We start from the raw sequence: 13,745 nt of genomic DNA on the forward strand, positions 1-13,745 counted from the left end.
ATGAAGATCAAGAAGGGCGACCTGGTCCAGGTCATCACCGGCAAGGACAAGGGCAAGCAGGGCAAGGTCATTGCCGCTTACCCGCGCGACGAGCGCGTCCTGGTCGAGGGTGTCAACCGGGTCAAGAAGCACACCAAGGCCGGCCCGACCGCCAGCGGTTCGCAGGCGGGCGGCATCGTCACGACCGAGGCGCCGATCCACGTCTCCAACGTCCAGCTGGTCGTTGAGAAGGACGGCAACAAGGTCGTCACGCGTGTCGGTTACCGCTTCGACGAAGAGGGCAACAAGATCCGCGTTGCCAAGCGGACGGGTGAGGACATCTGATGGCTACCACCACGACTCCGCGTCTGAAGCAGAAGTACCGCGAGGAGATCGCGGGCAAGCTGCGTGACGAGTTCAAGTACGAGAACGTCATGCAGATCCCCGGCCTCGTCAAGATCGTGGTCAATATGGGTGTGGGCGACGCCGCCCGCGACTCCAAGCTGATCGAGGGCGCCATCCGCGACCTCACCACGATCACCGGTCAGAAGCCGGCCGTCACCAAGGCCCGCAAGTCCATCGCGCAGTTCAAGCTGCGTGAGGGTCAGCCGATCGGTGCCCACGTCACGCTCCGTGGCGACCGCATGTGGGAGTTCCTGGACCGCACCCTGTCGCTCGCGCTGCCGCGCATCCGCGACTTCCGCGGCCTGTCCCCCAAGCAGTTCGACGGCCGTGGCAACTACACCTTCGGTCTCACGGAGCAGGTCATGTTCCACGAGATCGACCAGGACAAGATCGACCGCGTCCGGGGTATGGACATCACCGTGGTCACCACGGCGACCAACGACGCTGAGGGCCGTGCCCTTCTCCGTCACCTCGGCTTCCCGTTCAAGGAGGCGTAAGCGAGATGGCGAAGAAGGCTCTGATTGCCAAGGCTGCTCGTAAGCCCAAGTTCGGTGTGCGTGCGTACACCCGCTGCCAGCGCTGCGGCCGTCCGCACTCCGTGTACCGCAAGTTCGGCCTGTGCCGCGTGTGCCTTCGTGAGATGGCTCACCGTGGCGAGCTGCCGGGCGTGACCAAGAGCTCCTGGTAATCCCCCAATTAGGGATTGCTGGGTCTCTCGGTAAGCAACCCGGGTCGGCAGAGACCCCTCCTCTTATGCCTTAGGCTAGGAGGGTTGGGCCTCTGCCGCCCTGGATCGACTTACTACGCCGTAGGTCCCCGCACCGCACCCGTCCCGTCTGCAGAAGTACGGGGAGAGGGATGGCGCATATAGGAAACCCCGGCGAGAAAGGCCACAGGCCAATTCATGACCATGACTGATCCGATCGCAGACATGCTGACGCGTCTGCGGAACGCGAACTCGGCGTACCACGACTCAGTGGCGATGCCGCACTCGAAGATCAAGTCTCACATCGCGGAGATCCTCCAGCAGGAGGGCTTCATCACGGGCTGGAAGGTCGAGGACGCCGAGGTCGGCAAGTCCCTCGTCCTGGAGCTGAAGTTCGGCCCCAACCGTGAGCGCTCCATCGCGGGCATCAAGCGGATCTCCAAGCCCGGTCTCCGGGTGTACGCGAAGTCCACCAACCTGCCGAAGGTGCTCGGCGGCCTCGGCGTGGCGATCATCTCCACGTCCCACGGGCTCCTCACCGACAAGCAGGCCGGCAAGAAGGGCGTGGGTGGGGAAGTCCTCGCCTACGTCTGGTAGCGGAAGGGAACGGAGGAAACAGCTATGTCGCGCATCGGCAAGCTCCCCATCGCGGTTCCCGCCGGCGTGGACGTCACCATCGACGGCCGTACGGTCGCGGTCAAGGGCCCGAAGGGTTCGCTGACCCACACCGTCGCGGCGCCGATCGAGGTCGCCAAGGGCGAGGACGGCACCCTGCAGGTGACCCGCCCGAACGACGAGCGTCAGAACAAGGCCCTGCACGGCCTGTCCCGCACGCTGGTGGCGAACATGATCACCGGCGTGACCCAGGGTTACGTGAAGAAGCTCGAGATCAGCGGTGTCGGTTACCGCGTGACCGCCAAGGGCTCGAACCTCGAGTTCGCGCTCGGCTACAGCCACCCGATCACCGTCGAGGCGCCCGAGGGAATCACCTTCAAGGTGGAGAACCCGACCCGCTTCCAGGTCGAGGGCATCGACAAGCAGAAGGTCGGCGAGGTTGCGGCCAACATCCGCAAGCTGCGCAAGCCCGACCCGTACAAGGCCAAGGGCGTCAAGTACGAGGGCGAAGTCATCCGCCGCAAGGTCGGAAAGGCGGGTAAGTAAGCCATGGCATACGGACAGAAGATCCTCAAGGGCGACGCCTACAAGCGCGCCGCGATCAAGCGCCGCCACATCCGGATCCGCAAGCGGATCGCGGGTACGGCCGAGCGTCCCCGCCTGGTTGTGACCCGCTCGAACCGTCACATCGTGGCCCAGGTGATCGACGACCTCAAGGGTCACACCCTTGCGTCGGCGTCCACCCTGGACACCTCGATCCGCGGTGCCGAGGGCGACAAGTCCGCGCAGGCCAAGCAGGTCGGCGCCCTGGTCGCCGAGCGCGCCAAGGCTGCGGGCGTCGAGGCTGTCGTATTCGACCGTGGTGGCAACCAGTACGCCGGGCGCATCGCCGCCCTGGCGGACGCCGCCCGCGAAGCCGGGCTCAAGTTCTGAGCCGCTTGTAGCTAGCGGAAAGAGAGAGGTAATCCAATGGCTGGACCCCAGCGCCGCGGAGGCGGTGCCGGTGGCGGCGAGCGGCGGGACCGGAAGGGCCGTGACGGCGGCGCTGCTGCCGCCGAGAAGACCGCGTACGTTGAGCGCGTTGTCGCGATCAACCGCGTCGCCAAGGTTGTGAAGGGTGGTCGTCGCTTCAGCTTCACCGCGCTGGTCGTGGTGGGCGACGGTGACGGCACCGTGGGTGTCGGATACGGCAAGGCCAAGGAGGTGCCGGCCGCCATCGCCAAGGGCGTTGAGGAGGCCAAGAAGCACTTCTTCAAGGTCCCCCGCATCCAGGGCACCATCCCGCACCCGATCCAGGGTGAGAAGGCTGCCGGCGTCGTGCTGCTCAAGCCCGCGTCCCCCGGTACCGGCGTTATCGCCGGTGGCCCGGTGCGCGCCGTGCTCGAGTGCGCCGGTATCCACGACATCCTGTCGAAGTCGCTCGGCTCCGACAACGCGATCAACATCGTGCACGCGACCGTGGCGGCCCTGAAGGGGCTGCAGCGTCCCGAGGAGGTCGCGGCCCGCCGCGGTCTGCCGCTCGAGGACGTCGCTCCCGCGGCTCTGCTGCGTGCGCGTGCCGGGGCTGGTGCGTAATGGCTCAGCTCAAGATCACGCAGACGAAGTCGTACATCGGCAGCAAGCAGAACCACCGTGACACCCTGCGGTCGCTTGGTCTCAAGGGGATCAACACCGTGGTCGTCAAGGAGGACCGCCCCGAGTTCCGCGGCATGGTGCACACCGTCCGCCACCTCGTGTCGGTCGAGGAGGTCGACTGATCATGGCGGAGCAGAACCCGCTCAAGATCCACAACCTCCGTCCCGCCCCGGGCGCCAAGACCGCCAAGACCCGTGTCGGTCGTGGTGAGGCGTCGAAGGGTAAGACGGCCGGTCGTGGTACCAAGGGCACCAAGGCCCGCTACCAGGTTCCGGAGCGCTTCGAGGGTGGCCAGATGCCGCTCCACATGCGTCTCCCGAAGCTGAAGGGCTTCAAGAACCCGTTCAAGACCGAGTACCAGGTCGTGAACCTCGACAAGCTGGCCGCGCTCTACCCCGAGGGTGGCGAGGTCACGGTCGAGGGTCTGGTGGCCAAGGGTGCCGTTCGCAAGAACAGCCTCGTCAAGGTCCTCGGCCAGGGCGAGATCTCCGTGGCGCTGCAGGTGACGGTCGACGCCGTCTCCGGCTCCGCCAAGGAAAAGATCGCCGCCGCCGGCGGCACGGTCACCGAGCTCCTCTGAGTCCTACGGGCGCCTCGATGACGTAAGCAGCACCCGACCGGGGATACCTCACACTGAGGTATCCCCGGTTGGTCGTTCCGAGGGAGGCAGTGTCGCCGGTAAGGTGGCAGACACTGTTGTTTTTCTGTATCCGTCGAACCTCAAGACCGTCACCCTTGACGCAGTTGCGCGGGGGTCGCAGGAGGCACCGTGCTCACCGCGTTCGCCCGGGCGTTCAGGACGCCCGACCTGCGCAATAAGCTGCTCTTCACGCTGGGCATCATCGTGGTCTACCGCGTCGGTACCCACATCCCGATTCCCGGCGTCAACTACCAGGCCGTCCAGCAGTGCGTGAAAGAGGCGTCCGGCAACCAGGGGCTCTTCGGTCTCGTCAACATGTTCAGCGGTGGCGCGCTGCTGCAGATCACGATCTTCGCGCTGGGCATCATGCCGTACATCACGGCCAGCATCATTCTTCAGCTGCTGACTGTGGTCATCCCGCGTCTGGAAGCCCTCAAGAAGGAGGGCTCGGCGGGTACGGCGAAGATCACGCAGTACACCCGTTACCTGACCGTGGCGCTCGCCATCCTGCAGGGCACCGGCCTCGTCGCCACCGCCCGCAGTGGCGCCCTGTTCTCCGGCTGCACGGTCGCGCCGAGCATCGTCCCGGACCGCGCGATCTTCACCACCATCACGATGGTCATCACCATGACCGCCGGTACGGCCGTCGTCATGTGGCTCGGTGAGCTCATCACCGACCGTGGCATCGGCAACGGCATGTCGATCCTGATGTTCATCTCGATCGCCGCGACCTTCCCGTCCGCGCTGTGGGCCATCAAGAAGCAGGGCACCCTCGCCGGTGGCTGGATCGAGTTCGGCACCGTCATCGCCGTCGGCCTGATCATGGTCGCGCTCGTCGTCTTCGTCGAGCAGGCCCAGCGGCGCATCCCGGTGCAGTACGCGAAGCGCATGATCGGCCGCCGTTCCTACGGCGGTACGTCGACGTACATCCCGCTGAAGGTGAACCAGGCGGGCGTGATCCCCGTCATCTTCGCGTCGTCGCTGCTCTACATCCCGGCACTGATCGCCCAGTTCTCCGGAGGAAACTCGGGCTGGAAGGCCTGGGTCCAGCAGAACCTCACCAAGGGTGACCACCCGCTCTACATCACCGCGTACTTCTTGCTCATCGTTTTCTTCGCGTTCTTCTACGTGGCGATCTCCTTCAACCCCGAGGAAGTCGCCGACAACATGAAGAAGTATGGTGGCTTCATCCCGGGCATCCGGGCTGGCCGACCGACCGCTGAGTACCTGTCGTACGTGCTCAACCGGATCACCTGGCCGGGTTCGCTGTATCTGGGTCTGATCGCTCTTGTACCGACGATGGCGTTGGTTGGCTTCGGGGCAAGCCAGAACTTCCCGTTCGGTGGCACCAGCATCCTGATCATCGTGGGTGTGGGCCTCGAGACGGTGAAGCAGATCGAGAGCCAGCTCCAGCAGCGCAATTACGAAGGGTTCCTCCGCTGATGCGAATCGTCCTCGTCGGGCCGCCGGGTGCCGGTAAGGGAACGCAGGCCGTGCGCCTAGCCGAGACGCTGCACATCCCGCACATCTCCACGGGCGACCTGTTCCGCGCCAACATCAGCAGGCAGACGGAGCTCGGGAAGCTCGCGAAGTCCTACATGGACGCCGGCAACCTCGTCCCCGACGAGGTCACCATCGCGATGGCGAAGGACCGCATGGAGCAGCCGGACGCCGAGAACGGCTTCCTGCTGGACGGTTTCCCGCGCAACGTGTCGCAGGCCGAGGCGCTGGACGAGCTGCTCAAGACCGAGCGCATCAAGCTCGATGCCGTGCTGGACCTCGAGGTTCCCGAGGAAGAGGTGGTCAAGCGCATCGCCGGCCGCCGCATCTGCCGCAAGGACTCCAGCCACGTCTTCCACGTGACGTACAGCCCGCCGAAGAAGGAGGGCGTCTGCGACGTCTGCGGCGGCGAGCTGTACCAGCGCGACGACGACTCCGAGGACACCGTCCGCAAGCGGCTCGAGGTCTACCACACGCAGACCGAGCCGATCATCGACTACTACAAGGCACAGGGACTGGTCGTCACGATCTCCGCCCTGGGCCCGGTGGAGGAGATCACGCGGCGGGCGATGGAAGCTCTGAAGCGCGACGAGGACACCGAGAAGTAGTTCTCGGGCCGTTCCGGCCGCGGTGCCCCCTCGGGCGCCGCGGCCGTACTGTTGTGTAAGTAATCGACTGACGTGAGTGACGGAGAGCGCAGGCTTCCCATGGTGCAGATCAAGACCGCCGAGCAGATCGCGAAGATGCGTGAGGCGGGGCTGGTCGTCGCCGCCATCCACGCGGCGACCCGGGAGGCCGCGGTGCCGGGAGCCACGACGAACGATCTGGACCAGGTGGCCCGCAAGGTCCTCGCGGAGCACAACGCCAAGCCGAACTTCCTCGGGTACGGCGGTTTCCCGGCCACCATCTGCACGTCGGTGAACGAGGTCGTGGTCCACGGCATCCCGTCGGACGAGGTCGTCCTCAAGGACGGCGACATCATCTCCATCGACTGCGGCGCGATCGTCGACGGCTGGCACGGCGACGCCGCGTACACCGCGTTCGTGGGCTCCGGTCACGCTCCGGAGCTGATCGAGCTGTCGCGGGTGACCGAGGAATCCATGTGGGCCGGGATCGCCGCGATGAAGCTGGGCAACCGTCTCGTGGACGTCTCCCGCGCCATCGAGACGTACATCCGCCGCCAGCCCAAGATCGGCGGCGGCCGGTACGGGATCATCGAGGACTACGGCGGCCACGGCATCGGCACCGAGATGCACATGGACCCGCACCTGCTGAACTACGTCGAGCGCCGCCGCGGCAAGGGCCCCAAGCTGGTGCCCGGCTTCTGCCTCGCGATCGAGCCGATGGTCTCCCTGGGCACCCCGAAGACCGAGGTCCTCCAGGACGACTGGACGGTCATCACCACGGACGGCACCTGGTCCTCCCACTGGGAGCACTCCGTCGCCCTGACGGAGGAGGGCCCGCTGGTCCTCACGGCTCCGGACGCCGGCAAGGCCAAACTGGCGGAGCACGGTGTGACGGCCGCGCCGGACCCGCTCGGCTGACGGCTGCCCCGGCCACCCCCGCCGGTCGGAGCCCGTGAGGCGCTCCGGCGCCGAACCCGTGAGAGCGGCGTCAAGGAATGGTCGACTGGACGGTCATCACCACGGACGGCGGGAAGGCCAAACCGGCGGAGCACAGCCGCACGGCATCACGGTCGCTCCCGATCCGCCGGCTTAAGGATCTGCGTGGTGGGGCAGGATTCCCCGATTCGTCTTTCCGAGTGCCCTGACGTAGACTGACTCGTCGGCTCTCGTGCACTCGCATGTCCGCATGCGCCCGCAAGGGACGCGAGGGAGTCGATCAAGGTAGTCGATTCGAAGGGCGAAGCGTGGCCAAGAAGCAAGGTGCCATCGAGATCGAGGGCACTGTCGTCGAGTCTCTTCCGAACGCCATGTTCAAGGTCGAGCTCCAGAACGGCCACCAGGTCCTGGCACACATCAGCGGCAAGATGCGCATGCACTATATCCGCATCCTCCCTGACGACCGGGTCGTGGTGGAGTTGTCTCCGTACGACCTGACGCGTGGTCGGATCGTCTACCGCTACAAGTAGATCTTGCCCACACCCCGCGTTCGCGCGGGGTCGCCGGCAACTGACCCGGAGAACCTCACCCCATGAAGGTCAAGCCGAGCGTCAAGAAGATCTGCGACAAGTGCAGGGTGATCCGCCGTCACGGCCGGGTCATGGTCATCTGCGAGAACCCGCGCCACAAGCAGCGCCAGGGCTGACGCAGGACCGATCCCTCTGCACCGACCGCAGAGATTCGCGCGACGCAAGCTGAATATGTTCATACGCAGGGCCCGAGCCGATCATGGCTCGACACCCCCGGTTCGGAGGCCGGGGACCCAGTTCGTACCTCGTACGGCGACTGGGAGCCGGTTCTGCGGAAGACCTCCGAAGATCACCAGGAGCCATTGAATGGCACGCGTTTCCGGTGTTGACATCCCGCGCGAAAAGCGCGTGGAGGTCGCCCTCACCTACGTGTTCGGCATCGGCCGGACCCTCTCGAAGGCGACGCTGGCGGCGACCGGCGTCGACCCGAACACCCGCGTTCGCGACCTCTCGGAAGAGCAGCTCGTCGCGATCCGCGAGTTCGTCGACAGCAACATCAAGACCGAGGGTGACCTCCGTCGCGAGGTCCAGGCCGACATCCGCCGCAAGGTCGAGATCGGCTGCTACCAGGGTCTGCGTCACCGTCGCGGTCTGCCCGTCCGCGGTCAGCGCACCAGCACCAACGCTCGTACCCGCAAGGGCCCGCGTCGCGCCATCGCCGGCAAGAAGAAGCCGGGTAAGAAGTAGTCCGCAGCGGACCTCTGTCCACGGTCTTCGCTGTAGGACCGACCACCTCCCGTAGGAGTTAGTAGATGCCCCCCAAGGGTCGTCAGGGCGCTGCCAAGAAGGTGCGCCGCAAGGAAAAGAAGAACGTCGCTCACGGCCACGCGCACATCAAGAGCACGTTCAACAACACGATCGTCTCCATCACGGACCCGTCCGGCAACGTGATCTCCTGGGCCTCCGCCGGCCACGTCGGCTTCAAGGGCTCCCGGAAGTCCACGCCGTTCGCCGCGCAGATGGCCGCCGAGTCGGCCGCCCGCCGCGCCCAGGAGCACGGCATGCGCAAGGTCGACGTGTTCGTGAAGGGCCCGGGTTCCGGTCGTGAGACCGCGATCCGCTCCCTGCAGGCCACGGGCCTCGAGGTCGGCTCCATCCAGGACGTCACCCCGACCCCGCACAACGGCTGCCGCCCGCCGAAGCGCCGCCGCGTCTGACGCACGGCTGCTTCGTACGAGCAGTGGATTCGGGCGGTACGGCTCTGTAAGGGCCGTATCGCCCGTACCCTTGCAATACCCGTGCTGTGCAAGCGGCGCGGTCCGTCGGACGTCAAATAGCGGGCGTCCACGAAAGAAGGATCTGATCCACACATGCTGATCGCTCAGCGTCCCTCGTTGACCGAAGAGGTCGTCGACGAGTTCCGCTCCCGGTTCGTGATCGAGCCGCTGGAGCCGGGCTTCGGCTACACCCTCGGCAACTCCCTCCGTCGCACCCTCCTGTCGTCGATCCCCGGCGCTGCTGTCACCAGCATCCGCATCGACGGCGTCCTGCACGAGTTCACCACCGTGCCGGGCGTCAAGGAGGACGTCACCGACCTGATCCTCAACATCAAGCAGCTGGTCGTCTCCTCGGAGCACGACGAGCCGGTCGTGATGTACCTGCGCAAGCAGGGTCCGGGTCTGGTCACCGCCGCCGACATCGCGCCCCCGGCCGGTGTCGAGGTGCACAACCCCGACCTGGTCCTCGCCACGCTCAACGGCAAGGGCAAGCTGGAGATGGAGCTGACCGTCGAGCGCGGTCGCGGCTATGTCTCCGCCGTGCAGAACAAGCAGGTGGGCCAGGAGATCGGCCGTGTCCCGGTCGACTCCATCTACAGCCCGGTGCTGAAGGTCACGTACAAGGTCGAGGCCACGCGTGTCGAGCAGCGGACCGACTTCGACAAGCTGATCGTCGACGTCGAGACGAAGCAGGCCATGCGGCCGCGTGACGCCATGGCGTCCGCCGGTAAGACCCTGGTCGAGCTGTTCGGTCTCGCCCGCGAGCTGAACATCGACGCCGAGGGCATCGACATGGGCCCGTCCCCCACGGACGCCGCCCTTGCCGCCGATCTTGCCCTGCCGATCGAGGAGCTGGAGCTCACCGTTCGGTCGTACAACTGCCTCAAGCGTGAGGGCATCCACTCCGTGGGTGAGCTCGTGGCGCGTTCCGAGGCGGACCTCCTGGACATCCGCAACTTCGGTGCGAAGTCCATCGACGAGGTCAAGGCGAAGCTGGCCGGCATGGGCCTGGCGCTCAAGGACAGCCCGCCCGGATTCGACCCGACCGCAGCTGCCGACGCCTTCGGCGCCGACGACGACGCGGACGCCGGGTTCGTCGAGACCGAGCAGTACTGATCGGTTCCACCTCCGGGGGTCTCGCCGAGACCCCCGGATCTCCGACGGGCAACCGCCCGCTCGGATACTGCCCCCGGTACCTGACACGGCCGGGGCAGACACACAGGAGAAGAACAATGCCGAAGCCCACCAAGGGTGCCCGTCTGGGCGGCAGTGCCGCGCACGAGAAGCTGCTCCTCGCGAACCTCGCGAAGTCGCTGTTCGAGCACGGTCGTATCACCACCACCGAGGCGAAGGCCCGCCGTCTGCGGCCGTACGCCGAGCGTCTGGTCACCAAGGCGAAGAAGGGCGACCTTCACAACCGCCGTCAGGTGCTCCAGGTGATCACGGACAAGAGCGTCGTCCACACGCTCTTCACCGAGATCGGCCCGCGCTACGAGAACCGGCCGGGTGGCTACACCCGCATCACCAAGATCGGTAACCGCCGTGGCGACAACGCGCCCATGGCTGTCATCGAGCTGGTCGAGGCGCTGACGGTGGCGCAGCAGGCGACCGGTGAGGCCGAGGCCGCCACCAAGCGTGCGGTCAAGGAGGCCGAGGAGGTCAAGGTCGAGGAGACCAAGGCCGACGAGGTCGTCGAGGACGCGGCTGCCGTCGAGGCGGCCGAGGAGTCGAAGGACGCCTGAGGTCAACCCTCGCGCTGAGCGGGTCCGCCCTTCGGGGCGGGCCCGCTTTCGCGTTCCTGAGAGGATCTCGTACTTGAGAGGATCTCCTTGTGAGTGCCGAAGTACAGCCCGGTTTTGTACGTGTCCGCCTCGACCTGTCCTACGACGGCTCCGACTTCCACGGCTGGGCCAAGCAGGCCGGCGGCCAGCGGACCGTACAGGCGGAGATCGAGGACGCGTTGAGCACGGTGACGCGGTCGCACGGGACGACGTACGAACTGACCGTGGCCGGCCGGACCGATGCCGGGGTGCACGCCCGCGGCCAGGTGGCGCACGTCGACCTGCCCGAGGAACTGTGGGCCGAGCAGCGGGAGAAGCTGCTGAAGCGGCTGGCCGGGCGGCTGCCCAAGGACGTGCGGATCTGGCGGTTCGACGAGGCACCCGCAGGCTTCAACGCCCGTTTCTCGGCCATCTGGCGGCGTTATGCCTATCGCGTCACCGACGCCCCGGGCGGGGTCGACCCGCTCCTGCGGGGTCACGTCCTGTGGCACGACTGGCCGCTCGACGTCGACGCCATGAACGAGGCCGCACAACGGCTGCTGGGGGAGCACGACTTCGCCGCGTACTGCAAGAAGCGCGAGGGCGCGACCACGATCCGCTGGCTCCAGGAGCTGAGTCTCGTGCGCGGCGACGACGGGATCATCACGGCGACCGTCCGGGCCGACGCCTTCTGCCACAACATGGTGCGCTCGCTGATCGGGGCGCTGTTGTTCGTGGGCGACGGCCACCGTCCGCCGGACTGGCCGGGCACGGTGCTGCTCGCGGGTGTCCGGGACTCGGCGGTCCACGTCGTACGGCCGCACGGGCTGACGCTGGAGGAGGTCGGGTACCCGGCGGACGAGCTGCTGGCGGCGCGGAACAAGGAGTCGCGGAACAAGCGGTCGCTGCCGGCGCCGGGCGGGTGCTGCGGCTAGGGACCGCCGGATGCGGGGCGCGGAGCACTGAAAGGGGGCTCCGCGGCGGTCGCCGCAGAGCCCCCGGGTGGGATCGGGCCGACGGGATCAGCCGGCCAGGACCTTCTTGAAGGACGGCTCCAGGTACGGCTCCAGGGACGTGGAATAGCCGCCGGTCATGTGGCTGTAGTCCCAGTAGACGACGTGTCCGCCGATCACGGCCGGGCAGTAGCCGTCGGCGCAGAAGGCGGGGATCGTGTCGATGACCTTGAACCCGTACTTCTCGGCCGCCTCCCGTTCCATGAGGCGGAACTCGGGGTGGTCGACCACTTCCGTGGACTTGGGGCTACAGGTACCGATCTCGGCGCCCTTGGTGGCCAGGCAGTCCGGTATGGAGCGGTTCGGGTACGGCGTGTCCGCGAGGTAGACCAGTTTCGCGCCGGTGGCCTTCAGCCGCTCGAAGGTCTGGTCCGCGCCCTGACGGGTGGTGGTCGCCTGGACGCGGTTGGCGACGACGAGCACGTCCGGGTGGAGCTGGTCGATTTTGTCGAGGGCCGTCTTCCGCCAGCTCGTGCACTCGGTGTAGTCGCGTCCGAGATCCTCGCGGGTGATCTTGTACACCTCGGGGGTGCAGCCGCTCTTGATCACGGTGATGACCTTGACGTGCAGCTTCTTGCCGAGCTTGTCGAACGCGTTGCCCCACTGGTATGCGTGCGAGTCGCCCAGCAGCACCATCGTCCGCTTGGCCGTGGTGTCGCCGATGACGCAGTTGTCCTGTACGACGAACTCGGTGACGAGCAATTGGTCGATACATCCGTGGTCGCCGCGGTCGTGCGGGGCCTTGATCAGGGCATCCTCGCTGATCCGGGGGTGGTCCCGCTCCTTCACGGCCTGCTCGACGGTTGCGATGCCCCCGAAGCCGTTCGCCGCGGCGCCGGCGGCCGTGGTGACCGACAGGTTGAGCGGTACCACCCGAATGGCGAGGGTCATGGCGACGGCAGCGGTGGCGGTCAGGGTCAGGCCGGTCAGGATGCCGCGCCACGGGATCTGCACGAGCCTGACGTTGGCCTTCAGACGCCGTTCGATCAGATAGTGCCCGGCGACGGCCAGCACGAAGGAGCCCGCCGCGACGCGGAAGCGGTCGGAGTAGGTGATCTCGTGGCCGACGATGTCCGACCAGAGGATCAGCAGCGGCCAGTGCCAGAGGTACCAGCCATAGCTCGCGTTGCCGACGAAGTTGAAGACGGGGTTGTCGAGGAGCCGCTCGGCGCCGAGGCGGGGGTTGGCACAGCCGCCCGCCATGATCAGGGCGGCGCCCAGCACGGGGCCGCCCACGGCGTACCCGGGCAGGGGGGTCTGTTCGGTGATGAGGGACGCGGTGACCAGTACGGTGCCGAGTCCGACCCAGGTGAGGACGGCCGCGAGGCCCCGGTACATGCGGGACAGGAGCCGGGCGTTGAGGGCGACGAAGACGCCGACGGCCAGTTCCCAAACGCGGGTCGGGGTGCCGAAGTAGGCGAGCGGCTGGTTCGTCTGGGTCGTCGTGACCGACAGATAGAGCGAGCCGCTGATCACGGCGGCCAGGAACAGCCCGACCAGGAAGCGGTTGCGGAAGATGGCCCGGCTGAGCCAGGCGACGACGACCAGCACGATCGGCGCGAGGACGTAGAACTGCTCCTCGATGCTCAGCGACCAGAAGTGCTGGTACGGCGACTGGCTGCCGTCGGCGGCGAAGTAGTCGGTGCCGTTCTCGGCCTGGCGCCAGTTGATGAAGCTCAGCGAGGCGGCGAAGCCGTCCTGCATGTAGCCGCGGAACTTGAACGGGCTGGCGTAGATCCAGGCCACCACGGCCGTCACGACGATGGTGAGGGCGGCCCCCGGTGCCAGCCGCCGGAACCGGCGGGCCCAGAACTTGCCGAGCGACACCTTGCCGGTCTTGTCGATCTCCGCGAGGAGCTGGCTGCCGATGAGGAAGCCGCTGAGCGTGAAGCTGACGTCGACGCCGCCGTGGATGCCGAGGATGCCCGTGTGCACGAAGACGACCATCGTGATCGCGACGGCGCGCAGGCCCTGAAGGTCGGGCCGGTACTTGCGCAGCCGGTCTTCCTTCGGGGCTTTTCGGCGGTGCTGCTCCGACCGGTGCTCGGGCGGCCGCGTCGGGTCGCCTATCGCGGTGGCTTGATGGGTTGTCACGTCTCTCCCGTGGCTGTCCGGTCGGGCCG

At 66.8% G+C, this 13,745-nt stretch carries 20 protein-coding genes; 19 read left to right on the top strand and 1 reads right to left on the bottom strand.

What is annotated here, in order from left to right:
• The 19 genes from rplX (at position 1) to truA (ending at position 11,544) form a co-directional block, all read left to right on the top strand.
• Complete coding sequence (gene rplX / locus ACFYXB_RS01395; RefSeq protein ID WP_351354142.1) at positions 1 to 324, top strand: 50S ribosomal protein L24; 324 nt, start codon at positions 1 to 3, stop codon at positions 322 to 324.
• Positions 324 to 881: a 50S ribosomal protein L5 gene (rplE, locus tag ACFYXB_RS01400; RefSeq protein ID WP_016434630.1), complete on the top strand. Its 558-nt coding sequence runs from the start codon at positions 324 to 326 to the stop codon at positions 879 to 881. The genes rplX and rplE overlap by 1 nt, the downstream gene beginning before the upstream one ends.
• Positions 882 to 886: 5 nt before the next feature.
• Positions 887 to 1,072, top strand: coding sequence for a type Z 30S ribosomal protein S14 (locus ACFYXB_RS01405; RefSeq protein ID WP_003956452.1), 186 nt, complete (start codon positions 887 to 889; stop codon positions 1,070 to 1,072).
• Between the two features lie 216 nt (positions 1,073 to 1,288).
• Positions 1,289 to 1,687, top strand: coding sequence for a 30S ribosomal protein S8 (gene rpsH, locus ACFYXB_RS01410; RefSeq protein WP_351354146.1), 399 nt, complete (start codon positions 1,289 to 1,291; stop codon positions 1,685 to 1,687).
• A gap of 24 nt (positions 1,688 to 1,711) precedes the next feature.
• The gene (rplF, locus tag ACFYXB_RS01415; protein ID WP_351354149.1) at positions 1,712 to 2,251 is read left to right on the top strand and encodes a 50S ribosomal protein L6; all 540 of its coding nucleotides are present in this window, start codon (positions 1,712 to 1,714) and stop codon (positions 2,249 to 2,251) included.
• Between the two features lie 3 nt (positions 2,252 to 2,254).
• Positions 2,255 to 2,638 carry a 50S ribosomal protein L18 gene (gene rplR, locus ACFYXB_RS01420; protein WP_051813144.1) on the top strand — a complete coding sequence of 128 codons (384 nt, stop codon included), beginning with the start codon at positions 2,255 to 2,257 and terminating at the stop codon, positions 2,636 to 2,638.
• 36 nt (positions 2,639 to 2,674) lie between these two features.
• Positions 2,675 to 3,280, top strand: coding sequence for a 30S ribosomal protein S5 (gene rpsE, locus ACFYXB_RS01425; RefSeq protein ID WP_007494753.1), 606 nt, complete (start codon positions 2,675 to 2,677; stop codon positions 3,278 to 3,280).
• Entirely contained in the window at positions 3,280 to 3,462 is a 183-nt protein-coding gene (gene rpmD, locus ACFYXB_RS01430; RefSeq protein ID WP_388504156.1) for a 50S ribosomal protein L30, read from the top strand. The genes rpsE and rpmD overlap by 1 nt, the downstream gene beginning before the upstream one ends.
• Before the next feature lie 2 nt (positions 3,463 to 3,464).
• A complete protein-coding gene (rplO, locus tag ACFYXB_RS01435; protein ID WP_389576660.1) occupies positions 3,465 to 3,920 on the top strand; it encodes a 50S ribosomal protein L15 in 456 nt (151 codons plus the stop codon).
• Between the two features lie 189 nt (positions 3,921 to 4,109).
• Entirely contained in the window at positions 4,110 to 5,423 is a 1,314-nt protein-coding gene (secY, locus tag ACFYXB_RS01440; RefSeq protein ID WP_389576662.1) for a preprotein translocase subunit SecY, read from the top strand.
• Entirely contained in the window at positions 5,423 to 6,088 is a 666-nt protein-coding gene (locus ACFYXB_RS01445) for an adenylate kinase (RefSeq protein ID WP_389576664.1), read from the top strand. Before secY ends, ACFYXB_RS01445 begins: the two co-directional genes overlap by 1 nt.
• 99 nt (positions 6,089 to 6,187) lie before the next feature.
• Entirely contained in the window at positions 6,188 to 7,024 is an 837-nt protein-coding gene (gene map, locus ACFYXB_RS01450; RefSeq protein ID WP_389576666.1) for a type I methionyl aminopeptidase, read from the top strand.
• Positions 7,025 to 7,350: 326 nt separating this feature from the next.
• The gene (gene infA / locus ACFYXB_RS01455) at positions 7,351 to 7,572 is read left to right on the top strand and encodes a translation initiation factor IF-1 (protein ID WP_003948620.1); all 222 of its coding nucleotides are present in this window, start codon (positions 7,351 to 7,353) and stop codon (positions 7,570 to 7,572) included.
• Positions 7,573 to 7,634: 62 nt separating this feature from the next.
• Positions 7,635 to 7,748: a 50S ribosomal protein L36 gene (rpmJ, locus tag ACFYXB_RS01460; RefSeq protein ID WP_003998809.1), complete on the top strand. Its 114-nt coding sequence runs from the start codon at positions 7,635 to 7,637 to the stop codon at positions 7,746 to 7,748.
• A gap of 190 nt (positions 7,749 to 7,938) precedes the next feature.
• The gene (gene rpsM / locus ACFYXB_RS01465; protein ID WP_351354165.1) at positions 7,939 to 8,319 is read left to right on the top strand and encodes a 30S ribosomal protein S13; all 381 of its coding nucleotides are present in this window, start codon (positions 7,939 to 7,941) and stop codon (positions 8,317 to 8,319) included.
• Positions 8,320 to 8,384: 65 nt separating this feature from the next.
• A complete protein-coding gene (rpsK, locus tag ACFYXB_RS01470) occupies positions 8,385 to 8,789 on the top strand; it encodes a 30S ribosomal protein S11 (RefSeq protein WP_003956432.1) in 405 nt (134 codons plus the stop codon).
• Positions 8,790 to 8,942: 153 nt separating this feature from the next.
• A complete protein-coding gene (locus ACFYXB_RS01475) occupies positions 8,943 to 9,965 on the top strand; it encodes a DNA-directed RNA polymerase subunit alpha (RefSeq protein ID WP_062640332.1) in 1,023 nt (340 codons plus the stop codon).
• 116 nt (positions 9,966 to 10,081) lie between these two features.
• A complete protein-coding gene (gene rplQ, locus ACFYXB_RS01480; RefSeq protein ID WP_388504163.1) occupies positions 10,082 to 10,591 on the top strand; it encodes a 50S ribosomal protein L17 in 510 nt (169 codons plus the stop codon).
• 89 nt (positions 10,592 to 10,680) lie between these two features.
• Positions 10,681 to 11,544, top strand: coding sequence for a tRNA pseudouridine(38-40) synthase TruA (gene truA, locus ACFYXB_RS01485; RefSeq protein WP_389576669.1), 864 nt, complete (start codon positions 10,681 to 10,683; stop codon positions 11,542 to 11,544).
• A gap of 87 nt (positions 11,545 to 11,631) precedes the next feature.
• On the opposite strand, the gene ACFYXB_RS01490 is transcribed toward truA, so the two are convergent.
• Positions 11,632 to 13,716, bottom strand: a complete 2,085-nt coding sequence (locus tag ACFYXB_RS01490; RefSeq protein WP_389576671.1) for an acyltransferase family protein — start codon at positions 13,714 to 13,716, stop codon at positions 11,632 to 11,634.
• Positions 13,717 to 13,745: the final 29 nt, after the last annotated feature.

This window comes from Streptomyces sp. NPDC002619, assembly GCF_042889305.1.
Lineage (GTDB): Bacteria > Actinomycetota > Actinomycetes > Streptomycetales > Streptomycetaceae > Streptomyces.

What these genes read in the sequence shown, in the direction of transcription:
- rplX (WP_351354142.1), top strand. Translation starts at nt 1, where the DNA reads ATGAAGATCAAGAAGGGCGACCTGGTCCAGGTCATCACCGGCAAGGAC.
- rplE (WP_016434630.1), top strand. Translation starts at nt 324, where the DNA reads ATGGCTACCACCACGACTCCGCGTCTGAAGCAGAAGTACCGCGAGGAG.
- ACFYXB_RS01405 (WP_003956452.1), top strand. Translation starts at nt 887, where the DNA reads ATGGCGAAGAAGGCTCTGATTGCCAAGGCTGCTCGTAAGCCCAAGTTC.
- rpsH (WP_351354146.1), top strand. Translation starts at nt 1,289, where the DNA reads ATGACCATGACTGATCCGATCGCAGACATGCTGACGCGTCTGCGGAAC.
- rplF (WP_351354149.1), top strand. Translation starts at nt 1,712, where the DNA reads ATGTCGCGCATCGGCAAGCTCCCCATCGCGGTTCCCGCCGGCGTGGAC.
- rplR (WP_051813144.1), top strand. Translation starts at nt 2,255, where the DNA reads ATGGCATACGGACAGAAGATCCTCAAGGGCGACGCCTACAAGCGCGCC.
- rpsE (WP_007494753.1), top strand. Translation starts at nt 2,675, where the DNA reads ATGGCTGGACCCCAGCGCCGCGGAGGCGGTGCCGGTGGCGGCGAGCGG.
- rpmD (WP_388504156.1), top strand. Translation starts at nt 3,280, where the DNA reads ATGGCTCAGCTCAAGATCACGCAGACGAAGTCGTACATCGGCAGCAAG.
- rplO (WP_389576660.1), top strand. Translation starts at nt 3,465, where the DNA reads ATGGCGGAGCAGAACCCGCTCAAGATCCACAACCTCCGTCCCGCCCCG.
- ACFYXB_RS01445 (WP_389576664.1), top strand. Translation starts at nt 5,423, where the DNA reads ATGCGAATCGTCCTCGTCGGGCCGCCGGGTGCCGGTAAGGGAACGCAG.
- map (WP_389576666.1), top strand. Translation starts at nt 6,188, where the DNA reads ATGGTGCAGATCAAGACCGCCGAGCAGATCGCGAAGATGCGTGAGGCG.
- rpmJ (WP_003998809.1), top strand. Translation starts at nt 7,635, where the DNA reads ATGAAGGTCAAGCCGAGCGTCAAGAAGATCTGCGACAAGTGCAGGGTG.
- rpsM (WP_351354165.1), top strand. Translation starts at nt 7,939, where the DNA reads ATGGCACGCGTTTCCGGTGTTGACATCCCGCGCGAAAAGCGCGTGGAG.
- rpsK (WP_003956432.1), top strand. Translation starts at nt 8,385, where the DNA reads ATGCCCCCCAAGGGTCGTCAGGGCGCTGCCAAGAAGGTGCGCCGCAAG.
- ACFYXB_RS01475 (WP_062640332.1), top strand. Translation starts at nt 8,943, where the DNA reads ATGCTGATCGCTCAGCGTCCCTCGTTGACCGAAGAGGTCGTCGACGAG.
- rplQ (WP_388504163.1), top strand. Translation starts at nt 10,082, where the DNA reads ATGCCGAAGCCCACCAAGGGTGCCCGTCTGGGCGGCAGTGCCGCGCAC.